Source organism: Nocardia mangyaensis (genome assembly GCF_001886715.1).
Taxonomy (GTDB): Bacteria; Actinomycetota; Actinomycetes; order Mycobacteriales; family Mycobacteriaceae; genus Nocardia; species Nocardia mangyaensis.
On record NZ_CP018082.1, the window covers coordinates 2,139,101 to 2,162,703 of the forward strand.

Below are 23,603 nucleotides of genomic sequence, written 5' to 3' on the forward strand. Positions count from 1 at the left end.
GGAACGAGTTTGCCACGACGTCGCTGCGGCGTCCGGGAGTTGGCGGTGGTCGTGAGGTCACTCACAACACCGGGTGGTGCGGGCGGGCGCTACCGTTCGCCGGTCATCGGCGGGGTGCCAGGCGGCGGGGTCGGCGCGGGGGCGGGCGCGGCGGCGGCCTTGGCTGCGCTGCGCCGGTTGAGTCCACGTTTGCCCAGCAGAGCCAGGACCAGCGCGAAGACGACGGCCGCGAGGATGGCGCCGACGAGGCAGGCGCCGCGGAAGGCGGGCGCGTCCACGTCGAGGATGCGCTGACCGGCGTGTGCGGCGTTGTTGCCACCGAGCACGATCGTGAGTGTCATCAGGTTGGGCACGGCGGTCAACAGCGCGACGATCACCGCCGCACCCGCGATGAACTTGCCACCCTTGCGTTTCCACACCCGGACCGCGAGCACCACCAGCAGCAGGGGGACCAGGGTGAACACCAGGCCGAACACCAGTCCCCACCAGATGCCCTGGGTGAAGCTGCCGTGCACCATGTTGGCCAGTCGCTGGGCCCACCAGCGCGGAATGAACGAGGACAGGATGAGATACGCGATCACCAGCACCACGGCCGTGGCGACCGTGATGATCGCCCGGTTGCGCCACACGGTGGCGGTGGACTTCTGACCGTTCGACTGCGCCTCGCCGGTTGTCATGGGCTCCAGCGTATGTGCGGCGGCGGCCCCGGGCGTCGATCCGCCGCCCGGCGTTTCGGCGATCGCCGACTACTCGGGCGTGCTCGCGCGCTCGCGCAGGAACGCCAGCGCCTCGTCGGCGTGCACGGCCGCGCGCAGTTCGCCGGTGACGATCTTCAGGATCGTGCGATCGGTATCGATGACGAAAGTGTGCCGCTTGACCGGGGCCAGCTTGCCCAGTAGCCCGCGCTTGACGCCGAAGCTCTCGGCGACCTTGCCGTCCCGGTCCGACAGCACCGGGTAGTCGAGCCGCTGCTTGGCCGCGAAACCGGCCTGCACCTCGGTGCTGTCGGTGCTGATCCCGGCGCACGAGGCGCCGATGGCGGCGAACTCCGCGCTCAGATCGCGGAAGTGGCAGGCCTCGGCCGTGCACACCGGGGTGTTGGCGGCGGGGTAGAAGAACAGCACGAGCGGACCGGCGGCGAGCAGGCCGTCGAGCGAGCGGAGCTGATCGGACTGGTCGGGGAGTTCGAACTGGGGAGCTGTCTGGCCTGGCTGCATGTCCCGACCCTAGCGACCGCCCGGTGGGGACGGAAGATCCCCGCTCACCCTCGGGTGAACGGGGATCCCGCCGTCGACCGGCGCCGCCCCCGACGGACCGCACCCGTCGCCGGGACTACTTCTTCAGCAGTGCCGCGATCTCGGGATTGCGGATCTCCATCACGTCGAGGATGCCGTGCACACGCAGCATCGGCTCGAGTTCGCGGATGCGATCGCGGTGCCCGGCGTATTCGACCGGGAAGGTCTTCTCGTCGAGATCCTGCATGGCCTTGGCGTAGGTGACGAACGACGTGAGCGCGTTCGCCGCGGACTGCTGGCCGGGACCGTAGTGCTGCTGCGACGGGGCGGCCAACCGGCCGTCCTGTGCGCCCTGGTGCGAGGGGTACAACCTGGCTCCTCTCGGAAAGGGAATTACCGCGTGCGACATGGAACGCGCGCGAGTGTAGGTGATCCCGATCACGCCGAGATATCGAATGGGGTCGGGCCAGCGCACGGCGGTGACGGCCCGCCTGGGATGATGGGCCCATGCCTGGCGCGTCGACACCAACCACCACGACCCGCGACCAGTTCCGGCTGCTCGCCGCCGAGCACCGGGTGGTCCCGGTGACCCGAAAGGTGCTGGCGGACTCCGAAACTCCGCTCTCGGCCTATCGCAAACTGGCCGACGACCGACCGGGTACCTTCCTGTTCGAGTCCGCCGAGAACGGTCGTTCGTGGTCGCGCTGGTCGTTCATCGGCGCGGGCAGTCCGTCGGCGCTGACCGTCGTCGACGGCGAGGCGACCTGGTTCGGCGCCGTCCCCGCCGACGCGCCGTCCGGCGGTGATCCACTGCGCGCGCTGCACGAGACCCTCGAACTGCTGCGTACCGAGCGCCTGCCCGGTCTGCCCCCGCTGACCGGCGGTTTGGTCGGCTATCTCGGCTACGACGCGGTGCGCCGGATCGAACGTCTGCCCGAGCTCGCCGCCGACGATCTCGGGCTGCCCGAGCTGGTCCTCATGCTGGCCACCGACCTGGCCGCCTTCGACCACCACGAGGGCGCGATCACCCTCATCGCCAACGCGGTGAACTGGAACGGCACCGACGAGCACGTCGACGCCGCCTACGACGACGCCGTGGCCCGCCTGGACGCGATGACCGCCGCGCTGGCCGCGCCCGCCCCCTCGACCGTGTCGGTGTTCGACCAGCCGGAGCCGGAGTTCCTGCGCCGGCGCACCACCGAGGAGTTCGGCGTCGGCGTGCGCCGCCTGATCAAGGAGATCGAAGCGGGCGAGGCCTTCCAGGTGGTGCTCTCGCAGCGCTTCGAGATGGACTACACGGGCTCCCCGCTGGCGGTCTACCGGATGCTGCGCGCGTCGAACCCGAGCCCGTACATGTATCTGATGCACATCCCCGACGGTGCGGGCGGCACCGCGTTCTCCATCGTCGGGTCCAGTCCCGAATCGCTGGTCACCGTGCAGGACGGGGTGGCCACCACCCATCCGATCGCGGGAACCCGCTGGCGCGGCAAGACCGAGGAGGACGACCTCCTGCTCGAGAAGGACCTGCTCGCCGACGACAAGGAGAACGCCGAGCATCTGATGCTCGTCGATCTGGGCCGCAACGATCTGGGCCGGGTCTGTCGCCCCGGCACCGTGCGGGTCACCGAGTACCGCCACATCGAGCGCTACAGCCACGTGATGCACCTGGTCTCCACGGTGTCCGGGCAGCTCGCCGAGGGCAAGATCGCGCTCGACGCGGTGCAGGCCTGCTTCCCCGCGGGCACCCTCTCGGGCGCGCCCAAAGTGCGGGCGATGGAGCTGATCGAGGAACTCGAACCGACCCGGCGCGGGGTCTACGGCGGCGTGGTCGGCTATCTGGACTTCGCGGGTGACGCCGATACCGCCATCGCCATCCGCACCGCGCTGCTCAAGGACGGCACCGCCTACGTGCAGGCGGGCGCGGGGGTGGTCGCCGACTCCGATCCGGTCTACGAGGACACCGAGGCCCGTAACAAGGCCATGGCGGTGCTCAAGGCGATCGCGGCGGCCAAGACCCTGCGCACCTACGACGGCGGCCCGCAATGAGCGGCCCTGAGCCCGCCCCGGCACCGGCCGCCAAGCCGATCGTCCCGCTCGCGCTGCTCGCGGTCGCCGCGGCCGGACTGTGGGCGTCGTCACGGATGACCTGGGTGACGGTGCACTCCGCCGACGGGCTCACCGAGCCGCGGACCGACGACCTCGACGGCAGCACCTGGTTCGGCGCGCTGACCCCGCTGGCACTGGTGCTGCTCGCCTCGATCGCCGCGGTGTTCGCGGTCAAGGGTGCGCTGCGGCAGATCCTCGGCGTGGTGATCGCGGTGGTCGCCGCGGTCGCGGCGGTGCCGGGGTTCGCGCTGGCCGTGGGCGAGGGGAGGACGGCCGAGCGGGCGGGCACCCTGGCCGAGTTGCCGGTGCGCGCGGTGGTCAGCGGCGCGGACACGCACCTCGGGCCTGCGATTCTGTCGATTCTGGCGGCCACTCTCGCCTTGATCGCCGGTGTCCTGCTGACCCGCCGGACCGGCCAGGGCGCGGAGCTGTCGAGCAAATACGACAACCCGGTGGTCCGTCGCGCCGACGCCAGCGCACAGGTGAGCAAGCAGCACGGTGCGACGGGAACCGCGGCGCCGCTGTCGGACCGGGTGCTCTGGGACGCGCTCGACGCGGGCACCGACCCGACCGAGGACCTCGACGAGCCGAGTACCGACCGCGCGCCGGGCGAGCGGAAGCCGTGACGCCCAGCACCCCCGCCGCAGTGACACGCGCGGCGGCCATTTATTCTTGTCCAGCATCGGTGAGACAGCGCCTGAGGGGACTCTCAGGTGAGAAGTTCGTCTCCCCAGAAAGGATTCGAGCCAGATGACGGTACTCGACTCGATTCTCGACGGGGTTCGGGCGGATGTTGCCGCCCGCGAAGCCCTCCTCGATTTTCAGGCGATCAAAGCTGCCGCGGCTGCCGTGAAGGCACCGCTGGACGCGCGGGCCGCGCTGCACGAGGACGGGATCGGTGTCATCGCCGAGGTGAAGCGAGCCAGCCCCTCCAAGGGCGCGCTGGCCGACATCCCCGATCCCACCGTGCTGGCCAAGGCCTATGAAGACGGTGGCGCGCGCATCATCAGCGTGCTCACCGAGAGCCGCCGCTTCGGCGGTTCCCTCGACGACCTCGACGCGGTGCGCGCCGCGGTGAACATCCCGGTTCTGCGCAAGGACTTCGTCCTCGGCCCGTACCAGATCCACGAGGCCCGTGCCCACGGTGCCGACGTGATCCTGCTGATCGTGGCCGCACTCGAACAGGACGTGCTCGCCTCGCTGATCGACCGCACCGAGTCTCTCGGCATGACCGCTCTGGTGGAGGTGCACACCGAGGAAGAGGCCGATCGCGCGCTCGAGGCCGGTGCGTCGGTGATCGGCGTCAACGCCCGCAATCTCAAGACCCTGGAAGTCGACCGTGACGTGTTCGCGCGGATCGCGCCCGGCCTGCCCTCGGAGGTCATCCGGGTGGCCGAGTCCGGTATCCGCGGTACCGCGGACCTGCTGGCCTACGCCGGCGCGGGTGCCGACGCGGTGCTCGTCGGCGAGGGGCTGGTGACCAGCGGCAACCCACGCTCGGCCGTCTCCGAACTGGTGACCGCGGGCACCCACCCGTCCTGCCCGAAGCCGGCCCGCCGGAGCATTCGGTGACCGCTCTGCCCCCGGCCAGTGCCGGCGTCGCTCAGCACAGCGACTACGAGCCCGACGCGGGCGGGCACTTCGGTGTCTACGGCGGACGGCACGTCCCCGAGGCGTTGATGGCGGTGATCGAGGAGGTCACCGCTGAGTACGACAAGATCCGTTCCGACCGCGGCTTCCTCGACGAGCTCGACCGGCTGCAGCGCGACTACACCGGCCGACCGTCGCCGGTGTTCGAATGCACCCGCCTGGCCGAGCACGCCGGTGGCGCGCGGATCTTCCTCAAGCGCGAGGACCTCAACCACACCGGTTCACACAAGATCAACAACGTCCTCGGCCAGGTCCTGCTGGCCAAGCGGATGGGCAAGACCCGCGTCATCGCCGAGACCGGGGCCGGTCAGCACGGTGTCGCCACCGCGACCGCGTGCGCGCTGCTCGGGCTGGACTGCGTGATCTACATGGGCGCGGTCGACACCGCCCGCCAGGCGCTCAATGTCGCCCGGATGCGCCTGCTCGGCGCCGAGGTCGTCCCGGTGGACTCCGGTTCGCAGACCCTCAAGGACGCCATCAACGAGGCGCTGCGCGACTGGGTCAGTCATGCCGACGACACCTTCTACTGCTTCGGCACCGCGGCGGGCCCGCACCCGTTCCCGCTGCTGGTGCGTGATTTCCAGCGCGTGATCGGGCTGGAGGCACGCGAGCAGATCCAGCAGCGGGCGGGCAGGCTGCCCGAGGCGGTCGTGGCCTGTGTCGGCGGCGGCTCCAACGCCATCGGCATCTTCCACGCCTTCATCCCGGACGCCGGTGTGCGCCTGGTCGGTTTCGAGGCGGCCGGTGACGGCGTCGAAACCGGCAGGCACGCGGCCACTTTCACCGGCGGCACCCCCGGAGCGTTCCAGGGCGCCTACTCCTACCTGCTGCAGGACGAGGACGGGCAGACGATCGAATCGCACTCGATCTCGGCCGGTCTGGACTATCCGGGCGTCGGCCCCGAGCACGCCTACCTCAAGGACACCGGTCGCGCCGAGTACCGGCCGATCACCGACACCGAGGCCATGGACGCGCTGCTGCTGCTCTCGCGCACCGAGGGCATCATCCCGGCCATCGAGTCCGCGCACGCCGTGGCGGGCGCGCTGAAGCTGGGCCGTGAACTCGGCGAGGGCGCGATCATCCTGGTCAACCTGTCCGGTCGCGGTGACAAGGACATGGACACCGCGGGCCGCTGGTTCGGTCTGTTCGACGACGACGCCGAGGAGAACAAGTCGTGAGCGAGCGAACCATCAGCACAGCGCCCATGGCGTCGACCGCGACGAGCGCAAGCGAGGAACGGTCGTGAGCCAGCAGTCCCGTCTGGCCAACACCTTCGCCGCCGCGCGCCGGGAGAACCGGGCCGCGCTCGTCGGGTACCTGCCCGCGGGCTATCCCGACCTCGCCGGATCCCTCGACGTGGTTCGCGCCATGGTCGAATCCGGTTGCGACATCGTGGAAGTCGGCGTCGCCTACTCCGATCCGGTGATGGACGGGCCGACCATCCAGGCCGCCGCCGAGCAGGCGCTGCGCGGCGGGGTGCGGGTGCGCGATGTGTTCCGCGTCGTCGAGGCCATCACCGAGGCCGGGGGACAGGCCGTGGTGATGAGTTACTGGAACCCGGTGCTCAAGTACGGCGTCGACACCTTCGCGCGCGACCTCGCCGCGGCCGGCGGCGCGGGCATCATCACGCCGAACCTGATCCCCGACGAGGCCGACGACTGGTTCATCGCCTCGTCCACGCACAATCTGGACCGCATCTTCCTGGTCGCGCCGTCCTCGACCGAGGAGCGACTGGTCAAGACCCTGGAGGCGTCGCGCGGTTTCGTCTACGCGGCCTCCACCATGGGCGTGACCGGCGCGCGGGACGCGGTCTCCTCGGCCGCGCCCGCCCTGTGCGCCCGGATCCGCGCGCACTCCGACATCCCGATCGGTGTCGGGCTCGGCGTGCGCTCGGGTGCCCAGGCCGCCGAGATCGCGGGGTACGCCGACGGTGTGATCGTCGGCTCGGCGCTGGTCACGGCCGCCGCCGAGGGGTTGGACGCCGTACGAGCCCTGACCACCGAGCTGGCCGAGGGCGTGCGTTCGGCGACCGTCCGCATCTAGTCGTTCGGCACCGGGCCCGGCAGCGCAGATGCGGCCGGGCCCGGTGTTCGTCATCGGTGCGCTGACCGCTGTTCGGGTGGCGGCAACGTGCTCGTGTGCGCTTCCACTAACCTGGGGCCCGTGAACTCAGTCCTGGCCTACATTCCGAGTCCGCCCCAGGGCGTCTGGCATCTCGGACCCGTCCCGCTCCGGTCCTACGCGCTGTTCATCATCGCCGGGATCATCGTCGCCCTGTGGTGGGGTGAGCGCCGGTGGCGCGCGCGGGGTGGTCAGCCGGGCGCGGTACTCGATGTCGCGATGTTCGCGGTGCCCGCCGGCCTGATCGGTGGCCGGATCTATCACGTGGCCACCGACTGGCAGAAGTATTTCGGTGAGGGCAAGGACCCGATGGAGGCCCTCTACATCTGGCAGGGCGGCCTCGGCATCTGGGGGGCGGTGTTCTTCGGCGGCGTCGGCGCCTGGATCGGCTGCCGGGTGTACAAGATCCCGCTGCCCGCCCTCGGTGACGCCGTCGCGCCCGCCGTGCTGCTGGCCCAGGCGATCGGCCGCCTCGGCAACTACTTCAACCAGGAGCTCTACGGCCGCCCCACCGATCTGCCGTGGGGTCTCGAGATCTACAACCGGTTCGATCCCGAGACCGGCGCGCGGGACATGATGAACGGTGTCTCGACCGGCCAGGTTCAAGAGGTCGTGCACCCGACCTTCCTCTACGAACTCATCTGGAACGTGCTGATCGTCGTGCTGCTGGTGCAGCTGGACAAGCGCTACCGGATCGGGCACGGGCGTCTGTTCGCCCTCTATGTCGCCGGGTACAGCTTCGGCCGGTTCTTCGTCGAGCTGATGCGCAACGACGAGGCGACCCACGTGCTCGGCATCCGAATCAACTCGTTCACCTCCGCGATCGTCTTCCTCGCCGCCATGGCCTATTTCGCGCTGGCGACCAAGGGCAGGGAGGCCCCGGCGCAGCTGCAGCCCGGTGCCGAGCCCCGGCCGTGGCCGTGGCAGATCTCGGCCCTGCGGGCGGCCGGCGATGCCGCCACGGAAGCGGATTCCGCGACCACGGACAAGGCCGCGACCACGGACGAGTCCACCGTGAGCACGGACAAGTCCGAGGGCGAGACCGCGCAGGCAGGGGACGCTGAAGACTCCGTCGCCGACGAGGTCACCGAGTCGACGACATCGAGGACGAAGAAGTCCTGAACCGTGAAGGGTTCGCGAAAACGGCGGGTGTGCGGCAACATTCCAGACGCCCGCCGCGATATTTCGTCGACAGTGTCGCCGGTCGTTCGCGGGGCACCCGAGGCGACACCGGCCCGTCGTTGTGACAACAATGTCCGGAGATCGTCGCGGGCGCACCGCCGTTCGGCCGATCGCCACCGGCCGGGGGCCACGACGGGTACCCGCACGAATGATGGAGGACATGAGTGACCGACCCCTACAACCCCAATCCGCAATACGGCCCTGACCTCGGCAAGCAGCCCGATTCCGGGGCGCAGCCGCAGTACGGTCAGCCCGCCTACGGTCAGCCGTCGGATCCCTACGCACAGCAGCCGGGCTATGGCCAGCCGCAGCCGGGATACGGGCAGCCGCAGTACGGTCAGCCGCAGCCGGGGTACGGTCAGCCCGCCGATCCGTACGGTCAACCCCAGCCCGCCTACGGCGCCGCGCCCTACGGCATGCCGCAGGGCTACAACCCGGCTGATCCGGAAGCACCGTACGGCCGGGACATGTACGGCGTCCCGTTCTCGGACAAGCAGAAGCTGATGGCCGGCCTGCTCCAGATCTTCCTGGGCGGGTTCGGCGTCGGCCGCTTCTATCTCGGCTACACCGGCCTGGGTATCGCCCAGATCGCTGTCGTGTGGCTGACCTGTGGCCTCGGTGCGATCTGGCCACTGATCGACGGCATCATGATGCTCACCGGCAAGGTGCCTGACGCGCAGGGGCGCCCGCTGCGCGAATGAGCGCGGTCTCCGCTCGCACCGAACGGGTGCTCCGCCTGGCGGGGCACCCGTTCGCGTTTCCGCGTGAGCGTTCCGATCATGGTGAGCGAACTGCTGCGCACCGCCCGGCTCGCGGCCGCGCCGACCTTCGACTTCTTCGCCCGCTACGGCGTCGCCGCGATCCACTACTGGATCATCTGCCTGTTCCTCGGCGTCGGCCAGTCCCGGCTCGAGACCCGTTTGTCGCGGCACGTGGCGGTTCGGTGGCAACCGATTTCGTGAACACCTCGCTAACTCACCGGTCAACCCGACCGGGGAAAGGACGCGGCGAGGCGGGAGGACTACGCTTTGTCCCTGTGATGCGACGGACGAAGATTGTGTGCACCCTCGGACCGGCCACTGCCTCCCAGGACCGTATTCGTGAGCTCGTCGAAAGTGGTATGGATGTGGCCCGGCTGAACTTCAGCCATGGCGACCACGCCGACCACGCCGACAACTACAAGATGGTCCGCGCGGCCTCCGACGAGACCGGCCGCGCGGTCGGCATCCTGGCCGACCTACAGGGCCCCAAGATCCGCCTCGGCCGTTTCGCCGAGGGCCGCACCGAGTGGGCCAACGGCCAGCAGGTGCGGATCACCGTCGACGAGGTCGAGGGCACGCACGGCCGCGTCTCGACGACGTACAAGGAACTCGCCGCCGACGCCAAGGCCGGTGACCGCCTGCTCGTCGACGACGGCAAGGTCGGGCTCACGGTCGAGCACATCGACGGCAACGACGTGGTCTGCCGGGTCACCGAGGGCGGCCCGGTCAGCAACAACAAGGGCCTGTCGCTGCCCGGCATGAACGTGTCGGTGCCGGCCCTGTCCGGCAAGGACATCGAAGACCTCGAGTTCGCGCTGAAGCTGGGCGTGGACTTCATCGCCTTGTCGTTCGTGCGCTCACCCGCCGACATCGAGCTCGTCCACGAGATCATGGACCGGGTCGGGCGCCGAGTGCCGGTGATCGCCAAGCTGGAGAAGCCCGAGGCGATCGACAATCTCGAGGCGATCGTGCTCGCCTTCGACGCGGTGATGGTGGCCCGTGGCGACCTCGGCGTGGAGTTGCCGCTCGAGCAGGTGCCGCTGGTGCAGAAGCGCGCGATCCAGATGGCCCGCGAGAACGCCAAGCCGGTGATCGTGGCGACCCAGATGCTGGAGTCGATGATCGAGAACTCCCGCCCGACCCGCGCGGAGGCCTCCGATGTCGCCAACGCGGTGCTCGACGGCGCCGACGCGGTGATGCTGTCGGGGGAGACCTCGGTCGGCGCCTGGCCGATCGACGCGGTCCGCACGATGGCGCGCATCGTCACCGCCGTGGAATCGGAGACCTCCCGGGTGCCACCCCTGACCCACGTGCCGCGTACCAAGCGCGGCGTGATCTCCTACGCCGCCCGCGACATCGGCGAGCGCCTCAACGCCAAGGCGCTGGTGGCGTTCACCCAGTCCGGTGACACCGTGCGCCGGCTGGCTCGGCTGCACACTCCGCTGCCGCTGCTGGCGTTCACCCCGCTGCCGGAGGTGCGCAGCCAGCTGACGCTGACCTGGGGCACCGAGACCTTCATCGTGCCCATGGTGGCGAGCACCGACGCGATGATCCACCAGGTGGATCAGGCACTGTTGTCGATGGACCGTTATCGCAAGGGTGACCTCGTGGTGATCGTCGCGGGCTCCCCGCCGGGTACCGTCGGTTCCACCAACCTGATCCATGTGCATCGCATCGGCGAGGAGGACCACTAGTCGTGAGTAGTTCGGTAGGCGGATCGGTCGAGGTCGACTCCGTGCAGGGTGTGCCGTCTCCCGATCTGGGGGTGCTGCTCGGCCTGCTCGACCTCGAACCGATCGGCGAGGACGTCTTCCTCGGCAACCATCCCGAGAAGGTGTGGAGCCGCACCTTCGGCGGGCAGCTGGTGTCGCAGGCGATCGTCGCTGCCGGACGCACCGCGGTGGGTCGCCCGCTGCACGCGATCAACGCGCATTTCGTGCGCGGCGGGGATGTGAAGAAGCCGATCGAGTACCACGTGCAGCGTCATCGTGACGGCCGCGCGCTGGCCAACCGGACGGTCACGGCCAGCCAGGACGGGCAGGAACTGTTCGTCATGCTGGCCGCCTTCCAGGACTGGGGCAAGGGTCTCGAGCACTCCCACGAGGGCCCGGACGTGCCCGACCCCGAGAGCTTGCCCCGGGTCGAGGAGAGCTTCGCGGGCTTCGAGGACAAGCTCGAGATGTTCATCAAGGCCCCGCATCCGATCGACATGCGCTACACCAACGACCCGGCCTGGATCCTCAAGGGCACCGGCGAGAAGCTCAACCACAACCGGGTCTGGATGCGCACCGATGGCACCCTGCCCGACGATCCGCTGCTGCATGTCGCCGCGCTGGGCTACTCCTCTGACACCACGGTGCTCGATTCGATCATCACCACGCACGGTTTGTCGTGGGGTCTGGACCGAATTCTCGCGGCGACGGTGAACCATTCGATCTGGTTCCACCGGCCGTTCCGGTTCGACGACTGGACCCTCTACGCCACCGAGTCACCGGTCGCGGCGGGCTCGCGGGGCCTGGCGACCGGCCGGTTCTACTCGCGGACCGGCGAGCTGCTCGCCACCACCGTGCAGGAAGGCGTCATCCGGCACTTCCCGGCCCGCTGAGCGCCGCGCTCAGCGGTGCTCGGGGTCGAGTTCGAGGGCGAAATCGGTGCGCTGGTCGGCGCGTAGCCGGAAGGGCACACCGGGGCTCGGCTCCGGAGCGACCGCGCCGTAGACGGCCAGTACCAGGCAGTCCTCGAGCTCGGCGATATCGGCGTCGGTGAATTCGTCCGGGTCGCCGACCAGGCTCAGTGCGATCTCATAGGTGGCCTCCCTTTCCGGATCCGATCCGGAATGCGTACCGCGCCACTGTGATTCGAGGTCGTCGTGGATCGGATCGGCGGTGTCGACGGGCAGTGTGAACCGCCAGGCGAAGACATCTCGGTCCTGGAGGTGATCGTCGACCACGGTTCGGATACTGGCGACGATGCGGTGGAGGATTTCCGGCGTCACAAACACATGGAGCGAAACATCCGAAATGCGTTTCGGCAAGTCTCCAGTCCTGTCGTGTGTCGAACCAGCAGGGCAACAACGCGTCCGCGCCGAAGTCTAATCCCTGGGCGGCCCGGGGAACAGAGCCTCGCTCAGCGGCCCCGCTGAGCGGCCAGAAAGGTCGACAGTGGGCGCGCCGGGCGCGGTTCGATCACCAGGCCGAGGCGCTCGTCGGTGCCATGGCCGGCCTGGTTGTATGGCGCCAGCGCGCCCAGCAGCGGGAACAGCAGTTCGGCGATCCGGTCGCCGATCTCGAGGAAGGCTTCGGCCGACAGCCCGATCGGGTCGGCGATGTTCTCCCGGCCCACATAGGCCAGGTCGTTGCGGGCCCGGTGCAGCGCGGCAATGGACTTCGCGCCGGTGACCTTGGCGATCCGGTGCGCCTCCGGCAGGGTGAACGTGCGCGCCGCGGCGCCGAAGCCGAGTTCGCCCACCTGATCGCGCAGTGCCTCGGTCATCGTCAGCACCAGGTCGGCGCGATCGACCATCTCGGGCCGGAGTTTGCGTGCCTTGAAACCCTCGGTGTGGCCACCGAGTCCGGCGATGGTCTCCGCGGCAAGGGGCTCGGCCGGAAAACCCACCAGCGCACGTGTTCCCGCACTCTCGGCGGTCAGCCCGGGTAGACGGTTGTCCGCTGCGAACGCCCTGGCGAGCCGTTCGGCGATCACCGACCGGCAGACGTTGGAGTTACAGACGAACAGCACGTGCATATCGACACCGTAATCGGGTCGATTGTCGCGCAATAGGCCGAAATTGTAACCATCACAGGCGTGGTGCTGGTTATTCACCTTTCGGTTGAATTCCGTACATGAATCATGATACGGAAATCCGTTGCGTGTGACCGTGATACCCGCGAGATAGGTGATGGAAACCCGGCACCGATATGTGTCGGTGATCACTCGTTCGGGTCGTAATAATTCGATTCGGAAACAACTGGCGGCACGGCTGGTGTGGTGCCGTGCACCCGGCCGCGGGTGGAGAACATCGTCCCGCGCGCGGGCACCACCGGTGCGAACGCGGCCAGTCCGGTCGCCGCGGTCATGTCGTCGTAGACCGCGTCGATCCCGCCGCGCCGGAAGTACGCCTCGTGCCAGAAACCGGTGCCGCCGGAATCGCGCAGGAATTGCTGCCACCACTGCCGGTGCGGCGCCGAACGGGTCCAGCGCTCGAGTGAGTCCAGATCGCGCCAGTACTGCCTGGCGCCCCAGTGCGGCGGCAGCATCGACCACACCACGTCCTCGTGGTGGAGCAGGCCGTCGGGGCGGTCGGTGTGCGAGCGGTAGAGCTTGGGGCCGACCCCGAGCAGGCGCAGCAGGCCGCGCGGGGTCCGCACCCGCATGCCGAGCAGGATCATCACCAGGTCGGGATAGGCGTCCAGGTCGACCGTCGTCCGCTGTACCCGCATGTCCGCGCCCTTCCGCTGGGTGACTCTGCTGGTACTACGGTGCGCGTGCCCCGGTGGTTCGACGGCGGTTCGCTTCCCGGCGCGCCGAGACGCTATAGTGGCCGCGGTGCGCCGGGTTGGCGGAACTGGCAGACGCGACGGTCTCAAAAACCGTTGTCCGAAAGGACGTGTGGGTTCGAGTCCCACACTCGGCACCACGGCGGTAGCGCGGCATCTCGCCGCGCTCCGCGGGGGAGTATCCGGTGCGGGGTCGCCAGCGACCGCCACACCCGCGGTCACCCGTGGCTTCGGAGCAGCTCAATACATTCTGCGCGGAGGCGAAAGGTACTCTCTACATCACTCGGTCACCGTCGCCAGTCGTGGTGTGATCGACAGGCATCGGAATCCAGAGGGGTCGAACCTATGAGCACGAATGCAGGGGGCGCTGACGCCACTCGTGAGGCCGTGGCCAAGCGTGTCGTCGTCGCCGAGGACGAGGCTCTCATCCGGATGGACCTCGTGGAAATGCTCAAGGAAGAGGGCTACGACGTCGTCGGCGAAGCGGGCGACGGCCAGCAGGCCGTCGAGCTCGCCGAGGAGTTGCGCCCCGATCTGGTCATCATGGACGTGAAGATGCCTCGTCGCGACGGCATCGACGCTGCGGCCGAGATCGCCACGAAACGTGTTGCGCCCGTGGTGATCCTGACTGCGTTCAGTCAGCGCGACCTGGTCGAGCGAGCCCGCGACGCGGGTGCGATGGCCTACCTGGTCAAGCCGTTCACCAAATCCGATCTGGTGCCCGCGATCGAACTCGCGGCCAGCCGTTTCCACGAAATCACCGCGCTGGAAACCGAAGTCGCGAATCTGTCGGATCGGCTGGAGACGCGCAAACTGGTCGAACGCGCCAAGGGCGTGCTCATGCAGACCCAGGGGCTGTCGGAGCCGCAGGCATTCAAATGGATTCAGCGCACCGCGATGGATCGCCGCACCACCATGAAGGCGGTCGCCGAAGTCGTCCTGGAGAACCTCACTCCACAGTGACGCGGAACGCGTTGTGTCGGTGCGCGTGTCGAAAGCGGAAGAACTTTACGTAAGCGAAACAATAAAGTGAACTACGACTGGACACCGAGCATCCGACATGATGCGAATGTGATGCGGATCTAACACACCGGCGATATGTTCTGTCCGGGCTGAACGTGGTCGGCCCCCTCGGTGACCCCGGGGAGCACAGAACATAGAGGTGAGACGTGCTCAGTTCGACATGGCGCAGTCGTTCGACGCGAGGAGTTCTGGTAATCGGAGCTGCCGCGTCATTGGTGCTGTCCGGATGCAGCGACAAGTCCTCCGACGGCGGTGGGGGTGGCGGCTCCGAACTGTCCATCCAGCCGGTCGTTCAGGTCGATACCGAGGGCAATTCGGTCGAGCAGACCGACTCCGGTGCCGCCGCCGACCCGGCCGGTGACGGCACAGCCACCTGCGCGCCGACCAGCATCGCGATGGCCGGTCCGCTGACCGGTGGCAACGCCGCGCTCGGCATCAACGTGGTGATGGGTGTGAAGCTCGCACTCGACAAGCACAACAAGGCCAATCCCGACTGCCAGGTGACGGTCAAGGAATTCGACACCGAGGGCAAGCCCCAGGTCGCCACCAATGTCATTCCGCGCATCGTCAGCGACCCCAGCATCGTCGCGCTGATCGGCCCGACGTTCTCCGGTGAGACGAAGGCCACCGGCCAGATCCTCAGCGAGGCCGGCATGCCGACGCTGACCGCCTCGGCCACGAACCCGGCGCTGACCGAGAACGGCTGGAAGACGTTCTTCCGTGGCCTCGGCAACGACAACTCCCAGGGTCCGGCGATCGCCAACTACCTGACCAAGGACAAGGGCTTCCAGAAGATCTGCGTGGTCCAGGACAACACCGATTACGGTGTCGGCCTCGCGCAGGCGTTCACGCAGGCCGCCGGCACCGCGGTGGACGCGTCCTGCGGGGTCAACGTCAAGGAAGGTGACAAGGACTTCTCCGCGGCGGTCTCACAGCTCTCGGCGGCCGCGCCGGACGCGATCTTCTACGCCGGCTACTACGCCGAGTCCGCGCCGTTCGTCCAGCAGGTGCGCTCGGGCGGCATCACCGCGGCCTTCGTCTCCGCCGACGGCAGCAACGACCCCGAGTTCGTGCGACAGGCCGGTGAGTCCGCCAAGGACACGGTGCTGTCGTGCCCGTGCTCCCCGGCCCCGGATTCCTTCACCACCGACTACAAGGCGCTCAACGGCCAGGCCCCCGGCGTCTACTCGGTCGAGGGCTATGACCTGACCACGATCCTGCTCAAGGGCATCGACTCGGGCAAGGTCACCCGGCCCGAGCTGGTCGATTTCGTCCGTGGCTACGACGGCGCGGGCATCGCCCGTCAGTACAAGTGGAGTGACACCGGTGAGCTCGCGAACGTCCAGATCTGGATGTACGAGGTCAAGTAGTCACCACTGTCGAACGGTGCGCGCGGTGATTTCGCGCGCACCGTTCGCCTGACGCGAGAGAAACCATGACATCAGCGGCTTCGCTCGGTGTGGCCCTGTTGGCGGACGGGTCCATCGATTTCAACGTCTCCGGGGTGATCGACCAGTTCTGGCGATTGACCGTGGACGGCCTCACCTACGGATCGGTCTACGCGCTCGTGGCCGTCGGATACACCCTGGTGTACGGCGTGCTGAGGCTGATCAACTTCGCCCATTCGGAAATCTTCATGCTCGGCATGTTCGGCAGCTATGTCGGCTTGGAGCTGCTCGGGTTCGCCCCGAGCGGGAACGTGTATTCCCAGGGCGTCGTCCTCACGGTGATCTATCTGGGGATCGCCCTGCTGTTCGGCATGGCGGTCTCCGGTGTGGCCGCGGTGGGACTCGAACGGGTGGCGTACCGGCCGCTGCGTAAGCGCGGTGCCAAGCCGCTGGCCTTCCTGATCACCGCGATCGGCATGTCGTTCGTGATCCAGGAATTCGTGCACTACATCCTGCCCAAGATCAAGCCCGGCCTCGGCGGCACCAACGCCCAGACCGGCATCCGGCTGGTCGAGCCGAAGGTGCAGTTCACCTTCCTCGGCGCCGAAGTGACCAATGTGGCGATCGTGATCGTGGTCGCCGCGGTGTTCCTGGCGATCTGCACCGAGGTGATGATCAACCGCACCCGGTTCGGCCGGGCCATTCGCGCGGTCGCCCAGGACCCCGACACCGCGACGCTGATGGGTGTCTCGCGGGAGCGGGTCATCATGCTGACCTTTCTCATCGGCGGCCTGCTCGCCGGCGCGGCCGCCCTGCTCTACACCCTGCGCGTACCCACCGGCATCATCTTCTCCGGCGGCTTCATCCTCGGCATCAAGGCGTTCAGCGCCGCGGTACTCGGCGGCATCGGCAACCTGCGCGGCGCGCTGCTCGGTGGGTTGCTGCTCGGGGTCGCCGAGCAGTACGGGCAGATCCTGTTCGGCTTCGAATGGCGTGACGTGGTCGCGTTCGTGCTGCTGGTGACCGTGCTGATGTTCCGGCCCACCGGCATCCTCGGTGAGAGTCTGGGGAGGGCGAGAGCATGACCGACCTCACGAAAACCGCCGCGCCGGAGCCGCAGTCGGAGTCGCAGCGGGCCGGTGTCGGCGACGGGATTCGCGGCTGGTGGGATGGCCTGTCGCGGCCCGCCCAGTGGGCGGTCGGCATTCCGATCGTCATCGTGCTCGCGCTGATTCCGGTGTTCCCGCCGCCGCTGCTGGACACCCCGGGGGTGAGCTTCGGCGGGGTGATGGCGCTGTTCTCGATGTACGCGCTGATCGCCATCGGCCTGAACGTCGTGGTCGGCCAGGCGGGCCTGCTCGACCTCGGCTATGTCGGCTTCTACGCCGTCGGCGCCTACACCGTCGGCCTGCTCACCAGCCCGAACAGTCCGTGGAATCAGACCGACAACTGGCTGGAGCCGAGCTGGGCGTGGGTGGCGTGTGTGCCGATCGCGGTGGCGCTGACCGCGCTGTCGGGCCTGATCCTCGGCACGCCGACGCTGCGCGTGCGCGGTGACTACCTGGCCATCGTGACCCTCGGCTTCGGCGAGATCGTGCGACTGATGGCCGACAACCTCGGCGATCTCACCAACGGCAGCCTCGGGCTGTCCAAGATCGCCTACCCCGAGGTGGCGGTCTCCGAATCGATGCCCGGCGGGGTGTTCTCGCCCGGCAACCTGGGTGATCCGAGCAGCTGGAATCCGTTCGAGCGGGCCAATAACGGCACCTGGTGGTTCTGGCTCGGGATGTTCCTGGTGATCGGGGCGCTGCTGATCATCGGCAACCTCGAACGCAGCCGGGTCGGGCGCGCGTGGGTGGCCATCCGTGAGGACGAGGACGCCGCCGAGATCATGGGCGTGCCGACCTTCAAGTTCAAGTTGTGGGCCTTCGTCATCGGTGCTTCGGTCGGTGGTCTCTCCGGCGCCATGTACGCCGGTCAGGTGACCTATGTGAACCCCAAGCAGTTCGACATCATCCTGTCGATGCTGTTCCTGTGCGCGGTCGTACTCGGTGGTTCGGGCAACAAGCTCGGCGTGATCGTCGGCGCGTTCCTCATCGCGTACCTGCCGATGCGCCTGCAGTCGGTGCAACTGGTGTCCAACGAGTCGACCGGCTATCTGCTGCTGGCACTGGACCTGGCGCTGCTGCTGGGGCTGTGGCTGCTGTGGCGACGACGCGGGAACACCCTGGGAGTGTGGGCGCGGCGAGGGGTGATCGCGACGGCCATCTTCGCGGTGGTCGCCGGATTGCTGCTGTTCGGCAGTGTGCTGCTGTTCCGCCAGGGCGGCGCGCAGTCCCTCGGTGACCTGAAGTATCTGTACTTCGGTATCGCCCTGGTGGTGATGATGGTTCTGCGGCCACAGGGTCTGTTCTCGGTGCGGCAGAAGCTGCTCGCCTATGGCAGGCAGGTGTACCAGGCCGTGCGCAAACCGGCCGAACTGATCGGAGCGAAGCGATGACGGGGCCCGGCGCGGGTGACGCGCTGTTCGACAACGAGGACATGGCGGCCGGCTATCGGCCGCCGCCGGAGACCGAGAGCGCCGGCGATGTCGACCTCACCGCGGTGCTGCCCGAACTGGGGGATGCCGAGACGGTCGCCGATGTGGTCGCACCGCACCGCGCGATCGAGACCGCCGTCGGTGAACCGCTGCTGCGCACCGACGGCCTGACGGTGCGCTTCGGCGGTCTGACCGCGCTGGACGGGGTGAGTTTCGAGATCCGCCGCGGCGAGATCCTCGGACTCATCGGCCCCAACGGCGCGGGCAAGACCACCTGCTTCAACGCCATCACCGGCGTGTACAAACCCGCCGCGGGCGGCGTGCACTTCGATGGCAAGCCGCTGGCCAAGACCAAGCGCAACGAGATCACCCGGCTCGGCATCGCGCGCACGTTCCAGAACGTGCGGTTGTTCAACGAGATGACCGCGCTGGAGAACGTGGTGGTCGGCACCGACGCCAGGCACTCGACCTCGGTGCCCGGCGCGATCTTCCGCACGCCCCGGCACCGCAGGGAGGAGCGCGACGCGATCGAACGCGGGATGGCGCTGCTCGAGTTCGTCGGTATCGCCCCGCGCGCGGTGGACAAGGCCCGCAATCTGTCCTACGGCGATCAGCGCAGGCTCGAGATCGCGCGGGCGCTGGCGACCGAGCCGAAACTGCTGTGCCTGGACGAGCCGGCAGCCGGGTTCAACCCCAGCGAGAAGTCGGCGCTGATGGATCTGATCCGCAAGATCCGCGACGACGGCTACACCGTGCTGCTCATCGAGCACGACATGCGCCTGGTGATGGGTGTGACCGACCGGATCGTGGTGCTCGAGTTCGGCCGCAAGATCGCCGACGGCCTGCCCACCGAGGTGCGCGAGGACCCGGCGGTCATCGCCGCCTACCTCGGGGTGCCCGACACGGACACCGTCGACGAGGTGCGCGAGGAGGCCGAGGTCGCCGCGGCGGAGGGCACGACACCGCCGTCGGCGCCCGCCACGGTAGTCGTGGCGAAGGAACCGGACGAGCCCGCGGTCGTGGTGCCCGAGACACCGTTGCTCGAGGTGCGCGACATGGTCGTGAACTACGGGCGGATCGAGGCGCTGCACGGCATCTCGCTGTCGGTCTCGCCGGGCGAGCTGGTCACCCTGCTCGGCGCCAACGGCGCCGGGAAGACCACGACCATGCGCGCGCTGTCGGGTCTGCTGCCGCTGACCTCGGGCACGATCCTGTTCGAGGGCACCGACATCACCATGATGAAGGCGCACGACCGGGTTGTCGCCGGTCTCATCCAGGCACCGGAGGGGCGCGGGGTGTTCCCCGGCATGACGGTGCTGGAGAACCTCGACATGGGGTGCTACGGGCGGCCGTTCGAGGAGAAGGCCGAGTATCAGCAGACGTTGGACTGGATCTTCGAGCTGTTTCCGCGGCTGGCCGAGCGGCGCAAACAGGTCGGCGGCACGCTCTCGGGCGGTGAGCAGCAGATGCTGGCGATCGGGCGGGCGCTGATGGCCCGGCCCAAGCTGCTGCTGCTCGACGAGCCGTCGATGGGGTTGGCGCCCATGGTGATTCAGCAGATCTTCAGGATCATCAGCGAGATCAACAGTCGGGGAACCACGGTGTTGCTGGTGGAGCAGAACGCTCAGCAGGCGCTGACGCGCAGTGATCGGGCCTACATCATGGAAACCGGGGAGATCACGAAGACCGGCGCGGGATCGGCGTTGCTCACCGATCCCGCGGTGATGTCGGCCTATCTCGGCGTGGATTGAGTGCAGGGATGTGCGGAGCCGGGTTCGGGATCCCGCTCGTGGCCGAGCGATGCGAGGATGTGAGCGTTCGAACCAGCGGTAGCGAAGGAAGTGATCACCGATGTCCGACACCGAGCAGGCGTTCGCCCAGGCGAGCGTCGAAGTCAAGCAGCTCACCAAGAAGCCGAGCAACGAGCAGTTGCTGAAGCTCTACGCCTTGTTCAAGCAGGGGTCCGAGGGTGACAACAGCACCAAGAAGCCGGGACTGACCGATCTGGTCGGTAAGGCCAAATGGAACGCCTGGAACGATCTGAAGGGCACGCCGACCGCAGACGCGCAGGCGAAGTACATCGCCCTCGTCTCGGAACTGAAGGCCACTCTCGGCTGACGTCGACCAGGGGACGTGTGCTGGGCGACCGGTGGCGCCTCGCCGCCGCTCCTCGGGGCCGCGGGTGCGGGGCCGGGAGTGCGGTCATGGCGGCCTCCGGTGTTGGTGTAGGGCTGGGGTGCGGTAGCTGACGCGCTTCGGGCCCGGGGTGTGGCGGGGAGTCGTGGTGGTGTTCGGGGATGTCGGGGGGTGTCCCTAGACTCACTCGGGTGAGTTCACCGACGACTGCCGAGGCATCGACAACGACCACTCCCGGCGAGGGCGAGCGGCCTACGCTGCTGCTGCTCGATGGGCATTCGATCGCCTATCGCGCGTTCTTCGCGCTACCGGCGGAGAACTTCAAGACGGTCACGGGGCAGACCACCAACGCGGTGTACGGGTTCACCTCGATGCTGATCAATCTGCTGCGCGACGAGAAGCCGAGCCATGTGGCGGCGGCGTTCGATGTCTCGCGCAAGACGTTCCGCACCGAGGCCTATCCGGAGTACAAGGCCAATCGCAGTGCGACCCCGGACGAGTTCCGTGGCCAGGTCGAGCTCACCAAGGATGTGCTCGGCGCGATGGGTATTCCGGTGATGGCGATCGACGGCTACGAGGCCGACGATGTGATCGCGACACTCACCACCCAGGCCATGGCCCAGGGGTACCGCGTGCTCATCGTCACCGGTGACCGCGATGCCATCCAGTTGGTCAACGACGATGTCACCGTGCTGTACCCGCGCAAGGGTGTCTCGGATCTGACCCGGTTCACCCCGGCCGAGGTGGAGACCAAATACGGGCTGACTCCCGCGCAGTATCCGGACTACGCGGCGCTGCGCGGCGACCCCAGTGACAACCTGCCGGGTATCCCGGGCGTCGGTGAGAAGACCGCGGCCAAGTGGATCCGCGAGTACGGCGATCTGGCCACCCTGGTCGACAAGGTCGATCAGGTGAAGGGCAAGGTGGGCGACTCGCTGCGGGCCAACCTGTCCAGCGTGGTGCTCAACCGTCAGCTCACCGAGATGGTGCGCGAGGTACCGCTGCCCTACGCGCCGGATCAGCTGGCCAAGGCGCCGTGGGACCGGGACAAGATCCACCAGCTCTTCGACGACCTGGAATTCCGCGTCCTGCGCGACCGGCTGTTCGAGACGCTCGGTTCGCCCGAGCCGGAGGCCGAGTCCGGCTTCGAGATCAGTGGCGGCGCTCTCGACCAGGGTGCGGTCGCCGACTGGCTGGCCGAGCACGCGAAAGCCGGTGTGCGCCATGGTCTCTCGATCGTCGGTACGGGCACCCCGATGCACGGTGACGCGCGAGCGCTGGCCATCGCCGCGGCCGACGGCGAGGGCGGCTACATCGATCTCGCCGTGCTCACCCCCGAGGACGAGACCGCGCTGAGTGCCTGGCTGGCCGACCCGGCCGTGCCCAAGGCCCTGCACGAGGCCAAGGCCGCCGGGCACGCGCTACGCGGGCGCGGTTTCACCCTGGCCGGGCTCACCAGCGACACCGCCCTGTCGGCCTATCTCGTGCGCCCCGGCCAGCGCAGCTTCAACCTCGACGATCTGTCGTTGCGCTACCTCAAGCGCGAACTGCGCGCCGAGACCGGCGACTCCGGCCAGCTCTCGCTGCTCGACGACGAGGACACCCTCGCCGCCGACATCGCCCGCGAGGAGATGCTGCGCGCCCGCGCGGTCGCCGACCTGGCCGACGCCCTCGACGCCGAACTGGCCCAGATCGAGTCGACCGCGCTGCTGCACGAGATGGAACTGCCGCTGCTCGGCGTGCTCGGCGAGCTGGAGGAGGCGGGCATCGCCGTCGACGTGGCGCAGCTCGAGTCGTTGCAGCGCCAGTTCGCCGACCGGGTCACCGAGGCCGCGAACTCCGCCTACGAGGTGATCGGCAAGCAGATCAACCTGGGCTCGCCCAAGCAGCTGCAGGTGGTGCTGTTCGACGAGCTCGACATGCCGAAGACCAAGCGCACCAAGACCGGCTACACCACCGATGCCGACGCGCTGGAATCGCTGTTCGAGAAGACCGGCCACGCCTTCCTCGAACACCTGCTCGCTCACCGCGACGCGACCCGGCTCAAGGTCACCGTCGACGGTCTGCTCAAGTCGGTGTCCGACGACGGCCGCGTGCACACCACGTTCAACCAGACCATCGCCGCCACCGGCAGGCTCTCCTCGACCGAACCGAACCTGCAGAACATCCCGATCCGCACCGACACCGGCCGCCAGATCCGCGACACCTTCGTCGTCGGCCCCGGCTTCGCCGAACTGATGACCGCGGACTACAGCCAGATCGAGATGCGGATCATGGCCCACCTGTCCGGGGACGAGGGCCTGATCGAGGCGTTCAACTCCGGCGAGGACCTGCACACCTTCGTCGCGTCCAAGGCCTTCGACATCCCGCTGTCGGAGGTGAGCCCGGAACTGCGCCGCCGGATCAAGGCCATGTCCTACGGCCTGGCCTACGGCCTGAGCTCCTACGGCCTCTCGGCCCAGCTCAAGATCAGCACCGCCGAGGCCAAGGAGCAGATGGAGGTCTACTTCGACCGCTTCGGCGGCATCCGCGACTACCTCGCCGACGTGGTCGACCAGGCCCGCAAGGTCGGCTACACCCAAACCCTGTTCGGCCGCCGCCGCTACCTGCCCGACCTGGACTCCAGCAACCGCCAGCGCCGCGAGTCCGCCGAACGCATGGCCCTCAACGCCCCCATCCAGGGCACCGCCGCCGACATCATCAAGGTCGCGATGATCAACGTGCAGAACGCGATTCGCGAGGCGGGCCTGCGCTCGCGCATGCTCCTGCAGATCCACGACGAACTCGTCTTCGAGGTCGCCGACGGCGAACGCGAGGTCCTGGAGGCACTGGCCCGCGACCAGATGTCGGAGGCCATCGAGCTCTCGGTCCCGCTCGACGTGTCCGTGGGAACCGGCCGCAGCTGGGATTCGGCGGCTCACTGAGGATTCGGCCGCCGCACCGCTGACCGGGGTGCCCGACGCGGG

23 protein-coding genes, 1 tRNA gene and 1 pseudogene are annotated in these 23,603 nt (G+C 68.3%); 19 read left to right on the plus strand and 6 right to left on the minus strand.

Features of this window, described 5'->3' with window-relative positions; all coding sequences use genetic code 11:
• Positions 1-89: 89 nt before the first annotated feature.
• The 3 genes from BOX37_RS09665 to BOX37_RS09675 all read right to left on the minus strand — a co-directional run bounded on the left by BOX37_RS09665 (position 90) and on the right by BOX37_RS09675 (position 1,605).
• The gene (locus tag BOX37_RS09665) at positions 90-677 is read right to left on the minus strand and encodes a permease (protein ID WP_071927348.1); all 588 of its coding nucleotides are present in this window, start codon (positions 675-677) and stop codon (positions 90-92) included.
• Between the two features lie 69 nt (positions 678-746).
• On the minus strand, positions 747-1,217 hold the full coding sequence (locus tag BOX37_RS09670; RefSeq protein WP_071927349.1) for a peroxiredoxin: 471 nt from the start codon (positions 1,215-1,217) through the stop codon (positions 747-749).
• 115 nt (positions 1,218-1,332) lie between these two features.
• A complete protein-coding gene (locus BOX37_RS09675) occupies positions 1,333-1,605 on the minus strand; it encodes a hypothetical protein (RefSeq protein WP_071927350.1) in 273 nt (90 codons plus the stop codon).
• A gap of 137 nt (positions 1,606-1,742) precedes the next feature.
• On the opposite strand from BOX37_RS09675, the gene BOX37_RS09680 reads away from it, so the two are divergent.
• The 10 genes from BOX37_RS09680 (at position 1,743) to BOX37_RS09725 (ending at position 11,660) form a co-directional block, all read left to right on the plus strand.
• Positions 1,743-3,281, plus strand: coding sequence for an anthranilate synthase component I (locus tag BOX37_RS09680; RefSeq protein ID WP_071927351.1), 1,539 nt, complete (start codon positions 1,743-1,745; stop codon positions 3,279-3,281).
• Positions 3,278-3,967, plus strand: a complete 690-nt coding sequence (locus tag BOX37_RS09685) for a TIGR02234 family membrane protein (protein WP_071927352.1) — start codon at positions 3,278-3,280, stop codon at positions 3,965-3,967. Before BOX37_RS09680 ends, BOX37_RS09685 begins: the two co-directional genes overlap by 4 nt.
• Positions 3,968-4,091: 124 nt before the next feature.
• Positions 4,092-4,913: an indole-3-glycerol phosphate synthase TrpC gene (gene trpC, locus BOX37_RS09690; protein WP_071927353.1), complete on the plus strand. Its 822-nt coding sequence runs from the start codon at positions 4,092-4,094 to the stop codon at positions 4,911-4,913.
• Positions 4,910-6,169 (plus strand): tryptophan synthase subunit beta, encoded by a 1,260-nt coding sequence (gene trpB / locus BOX37_RS09695; RefSeq protein ID WP_206045795.1) that lies wholly within the window; start codon positions 4,910-4,912, stop codon positions 6,167-6,169. The genes trpC and trpB overlap by 4 nt, the downstream gene beginning before the upstream one ends.
• 64 nt (positions 6,170-6,233) lie before the next feature.
• Complete coding sequence (gene trpA / locus BOX37_RS09700; protein ID WP_071927355.1) at positions 6,234-7,034, plus strand: tryptophan synthase subunit alpha; 801 nt, start codon at positions 6,234-6,236, stop codon at positions 7,032-7,034.
• Between the two features lie 111 nt (positions 7,035-7,145).
• Positions 7,146-8,234: a prolipoprotein diacylglyceryl transferase gene (lgt, locus tag BOX37_RS09705; protein ID WP_071931339.1), complete on the plus strand. Its 1,089-nt coding sequence runs from the start codon at positions 7,146-7,148 to the stop codon at positions 8,232-8,234.
• Positions 8,235-8,458: 224 nt separating this feature from the next.
• The gene (locus tag BOX37_RS09710) at positions 8,459-8,995 is read left to right on the plus strand and encodes a TM2 domain-containing protein (RefSeq protein ID WP_071927356.1); all 537 of its coding nucleotides are present in this window, start codon (positions 8,459-8,461) and stop codon (positions 8,993-8,995) included.
• A 63-nt stretch (positions 8,996-9,058) separates the two neighbouring features.
• Positions 9,059-9,256: an ABC transporter permease gene (locus BOX37_RS09715; RefSeq protein WP_240505289.1), complete on the plus strand. Its 198-nt coding sequence runs from the start codon at positions 9,059-9,061 to the stop codon at positions 9,254-9,256.
• 74 nt (positions 9,257-9,330) lie between these two features.
• On the plus strand, positions 9,331-10,749 hold the full coding sequence (gene pyk / locus BOX37_RS09720; protein ID WP_156910349.1) for a pyruvate kinase: 1,419 nt from the start codon (positions 9,331-9,333) through the stop codon (positions 10,747-10,749).
• Positions 10,750-10,790: 41 nt separating this feature from the next.
• Positions 10,791-11,660: an acyl-CoA thioesterase gene (locus BOX37_RS09725; protein WP_084760761.1), complete on the plus strand. Its 870-nt coding sequence runs from the start codon at positions 10,791-10,793 to the stop codon at positions 11,658-11,660.
• 9 nt (positions 11,661-11,669) lie between these two features.
• On the opposite strand, the gene BOX37_RS09730 is transcribed toward BOX37_RS09725, so the two are convergent.
• The 3 genes from BOX37_RS09730 to BOX37_RS09740 all read right to left on the minus strand — a co-directional run bounded on the left by BOX37_RS09730 (position 11,670) and on the right by BOX37_RS09740 (position 13,494).
• Positions 11,670-12,050, minus strand: coding sequence for a hypothetical protein (locus BOX37_RS09730; protein WP_084759516.1), 381 nt, complete (start codon positions 12,048-12,050; stop codon positions 11,670-11,672).
• Between the two features lie 131 nt (positions 12,051-12,181).
• Complete coding sequence (locus BOX37_RS09735) at positions 12,182-12,799, minus strand: arsenate reductase/protein-tyrosine-phosphatase family protein (RefSeq protein WP_071931340.1); 618 nt, start codon at positions 12,797-12,799, stop codon at positions 12,182-12,184.
• Positions 12,800-12,984: 185 nt separating this feature from the next.
• Positions 12,985-13,494 (minus strand): monooxygenase family protein, encoded by a 510-nt coding sequence (locus BOX37_RS09740; RefSeq protein ID WP_071927360.1) that lies wholly within the window; start codon positions 13,492-13,494, stop codon positions 12,985-12,987.
• A 110-nt stretch (positions 13,495-13,604) separates the two neighbouring features.
• Between BOX37_RS09740 and BOX37_RS09745 the strand changes: the two genes are divergently transcribed.
• From BOX37_RS09745 to polA, 9 genes and pseudogenes are all read left to right on the plus strand, one after another.
• Positions 13,605-13,691, plus strand: a tRNA-Leu gene (locus BOX37_RS09745).
• Positions 13,692-13,896: 205 nt separating this feature from the next.
• Positions 13,897-14,514, plus strand: coding sequence for an ANTAR domain-containing response regulator (locus BOX37_RS09750; protein WP_071927361.1), 618 nt, complete (start codon positions 13,897-13,899; stop codon positions 14,512-14,514).
• Between the two features lie 272 nt (positions 14,515-14,786).
• Entirely contained in the window at positions 14,787-15,944 is a 1,158-nt protein-coding gene (locus BOX37_RS09755) for a branched-chain amino acid ABC transporter substrate-binding protein (protein WP_084759517.1), read from the plus strand.
• Positions 15,945-16,009: 65 nt separating this feature from the next.
• Positions 16,010-17,047, plus strand: a complete 1,038-nt coding sequence (locus BOX37_RS09760; RefSeq protein WP_071927362.1) for a branched-chain amino acid ABC transporter permease — start codon at positions 16,010-16,012, stop codon at positions 17,045-17,047.
• Positions 17,044-18,462: a branched-chain amino acid ABC transporter permease gene (locus BOX37_RS09765; RefSeq protein ID WP_071927363.1), complete on the plus strand. Its 1,419-nt coding sequence runs from the start codon at positions 17,044-17,046 to the stop codon at positions 18,460-18,462. Before BOX37_RS09760 ends, BOX37_RS09765 begins: the two co-directional genes overlap by 4 nt.
• Positions 18,459-19,412: pseudogene (locus BOX37_RS35205) on the plus strand (ABC transporter ATP-binding protein); the annotation flags it as partial. The gene BOX37_RS09765 and the pseudogene BOX37_RS35205, both read left to right, overlap by 4 nt.
• Before the next feature lie 144 nt (positions 19,413-19,556).
• Complete coding sequence (locus tag BOX37_RS35210; protein WP_240505398.1) at positions 19,557-20,252, plus strand: ABC transporter ATP-binding protein; 696 nt, start codon at positions 19,557-19,559, stop codon at positions 20,250-20,252.
• A 100-nt stretch (positions 20,253-20,352) separates the two neighbouring features.
• Positions 20,353-20,619, plus strand: a complete 267-nt coding sequence (locus BOX37_RS09775; RefSeq protein ID WP_071927364.1) for an acyl-CoA-binding protein — start codon at positions 20,353-20,355, stop codon at positions 20,617-20,619.
• A gap of 179 nt (positions 20,620-20,798) precedes the next feature.
• Positions 20,799-23,561 carry a DNA polymerase I gene (polA, locus tag BOX37_RS09780; protein ID WP_071927365.1) on the plus strand — a complete coding sequence of 921 codons (2,763 nt, stop codon included), beginning with the start codon at positions 20,799-20,801 and terminating at the stop codon, positions 23,559-23,561.
• Positions 23,562-23,603 lie beyond the last annotated feature (42 nt).

Coding starts and splice junctions, on each gene's coding strand:
- BOX37_RS09750 (WP_071927361.1), top strand. CDS start 13,897: ATGAGCACGAATGCAGGGGGCGCTGACGCCACTCGTGAGGCCGTGGCC.
- trpC (WP_071927353.1), top strand. CDS start 4,092: ATGACGGTACTCGACTCGATTCTCGACGGGGTTCGGGCGGATGTTGCC.
- BOX37_RS09765 (WP_071927363.1), top strand. CDS start 17,044: ATGACCGACCTCACGAAAACCGCCGCGCCGGAGCCGCAGTCGGAGTCG.
- BOX37_RS09685 (WP_071927352.1), top strand. CDS start 3,278: ATGAGCGGCCCTGAGCCCGCCCCGGCACCGGCCGCCAAGCCGATCGTC.
- BOX37_RS35210 (WP_240505398.1), top strand. CDS start 19,557: ATGGTCGTGAACTACGGGCGGATCGAGGCGCTGCACGGCATCTCGCTG.
- BOX37_RS09680 (WP_071927351.1), top strand. CDS start 1,743: ATGCCTGGCGCGTCGACACCAACCACCACGACCCGCGACCAGTTCCGG.
- BOX37_RS09775 (WP_071927364.1), top strand. CDS start 20,353: ATGTCCGACACCGAGCAGGCGTTCGCCCAGGCGAGCGTCGAAGTCAAG.
- BOX37_RS09735 (WP_071931340.1), bottom strand. CDS start 12,799: ATGCACGTGCTGTTCGTCTGTAACTCCAACGTCTGCCGGTCGGTGATC.
- BOX37_RS09665 (WP_071927348.1), bottom strand. CDS start 677: ATGACAACCGGCGAGGCGCAGTCGAACGGTCAGAAGTCCACCGCCACC.
- polA (WP_071927365.1), top strand. CDS start 20,799: ATGTCGGGGGGTGTCCCTAGACTCACTCGGGTGAGTTCACCGACGACT.
- BOX37_RS09670 (WP_071927349.1), bottom strand. CDS start 1,217: ATGCAGCCAGGCCAGACAGCTCCCCAGTTCGAACTCCCCGACCAGTCC.
- BOX37_RS09760 (WP_071927362.1), top strand. CDS start 16,010: ATGACATCAGCGGCTTCGCTCGGTGTGGCCCTGTTGGCGGACGGGTCC.
- BOX37_RS09740 (WP_071927360.1), bottom strand. CDS start 13,494: ATGCGGGTACAGCGGACGACGGTCGACCTGGACGCCTATCCCGACCTG.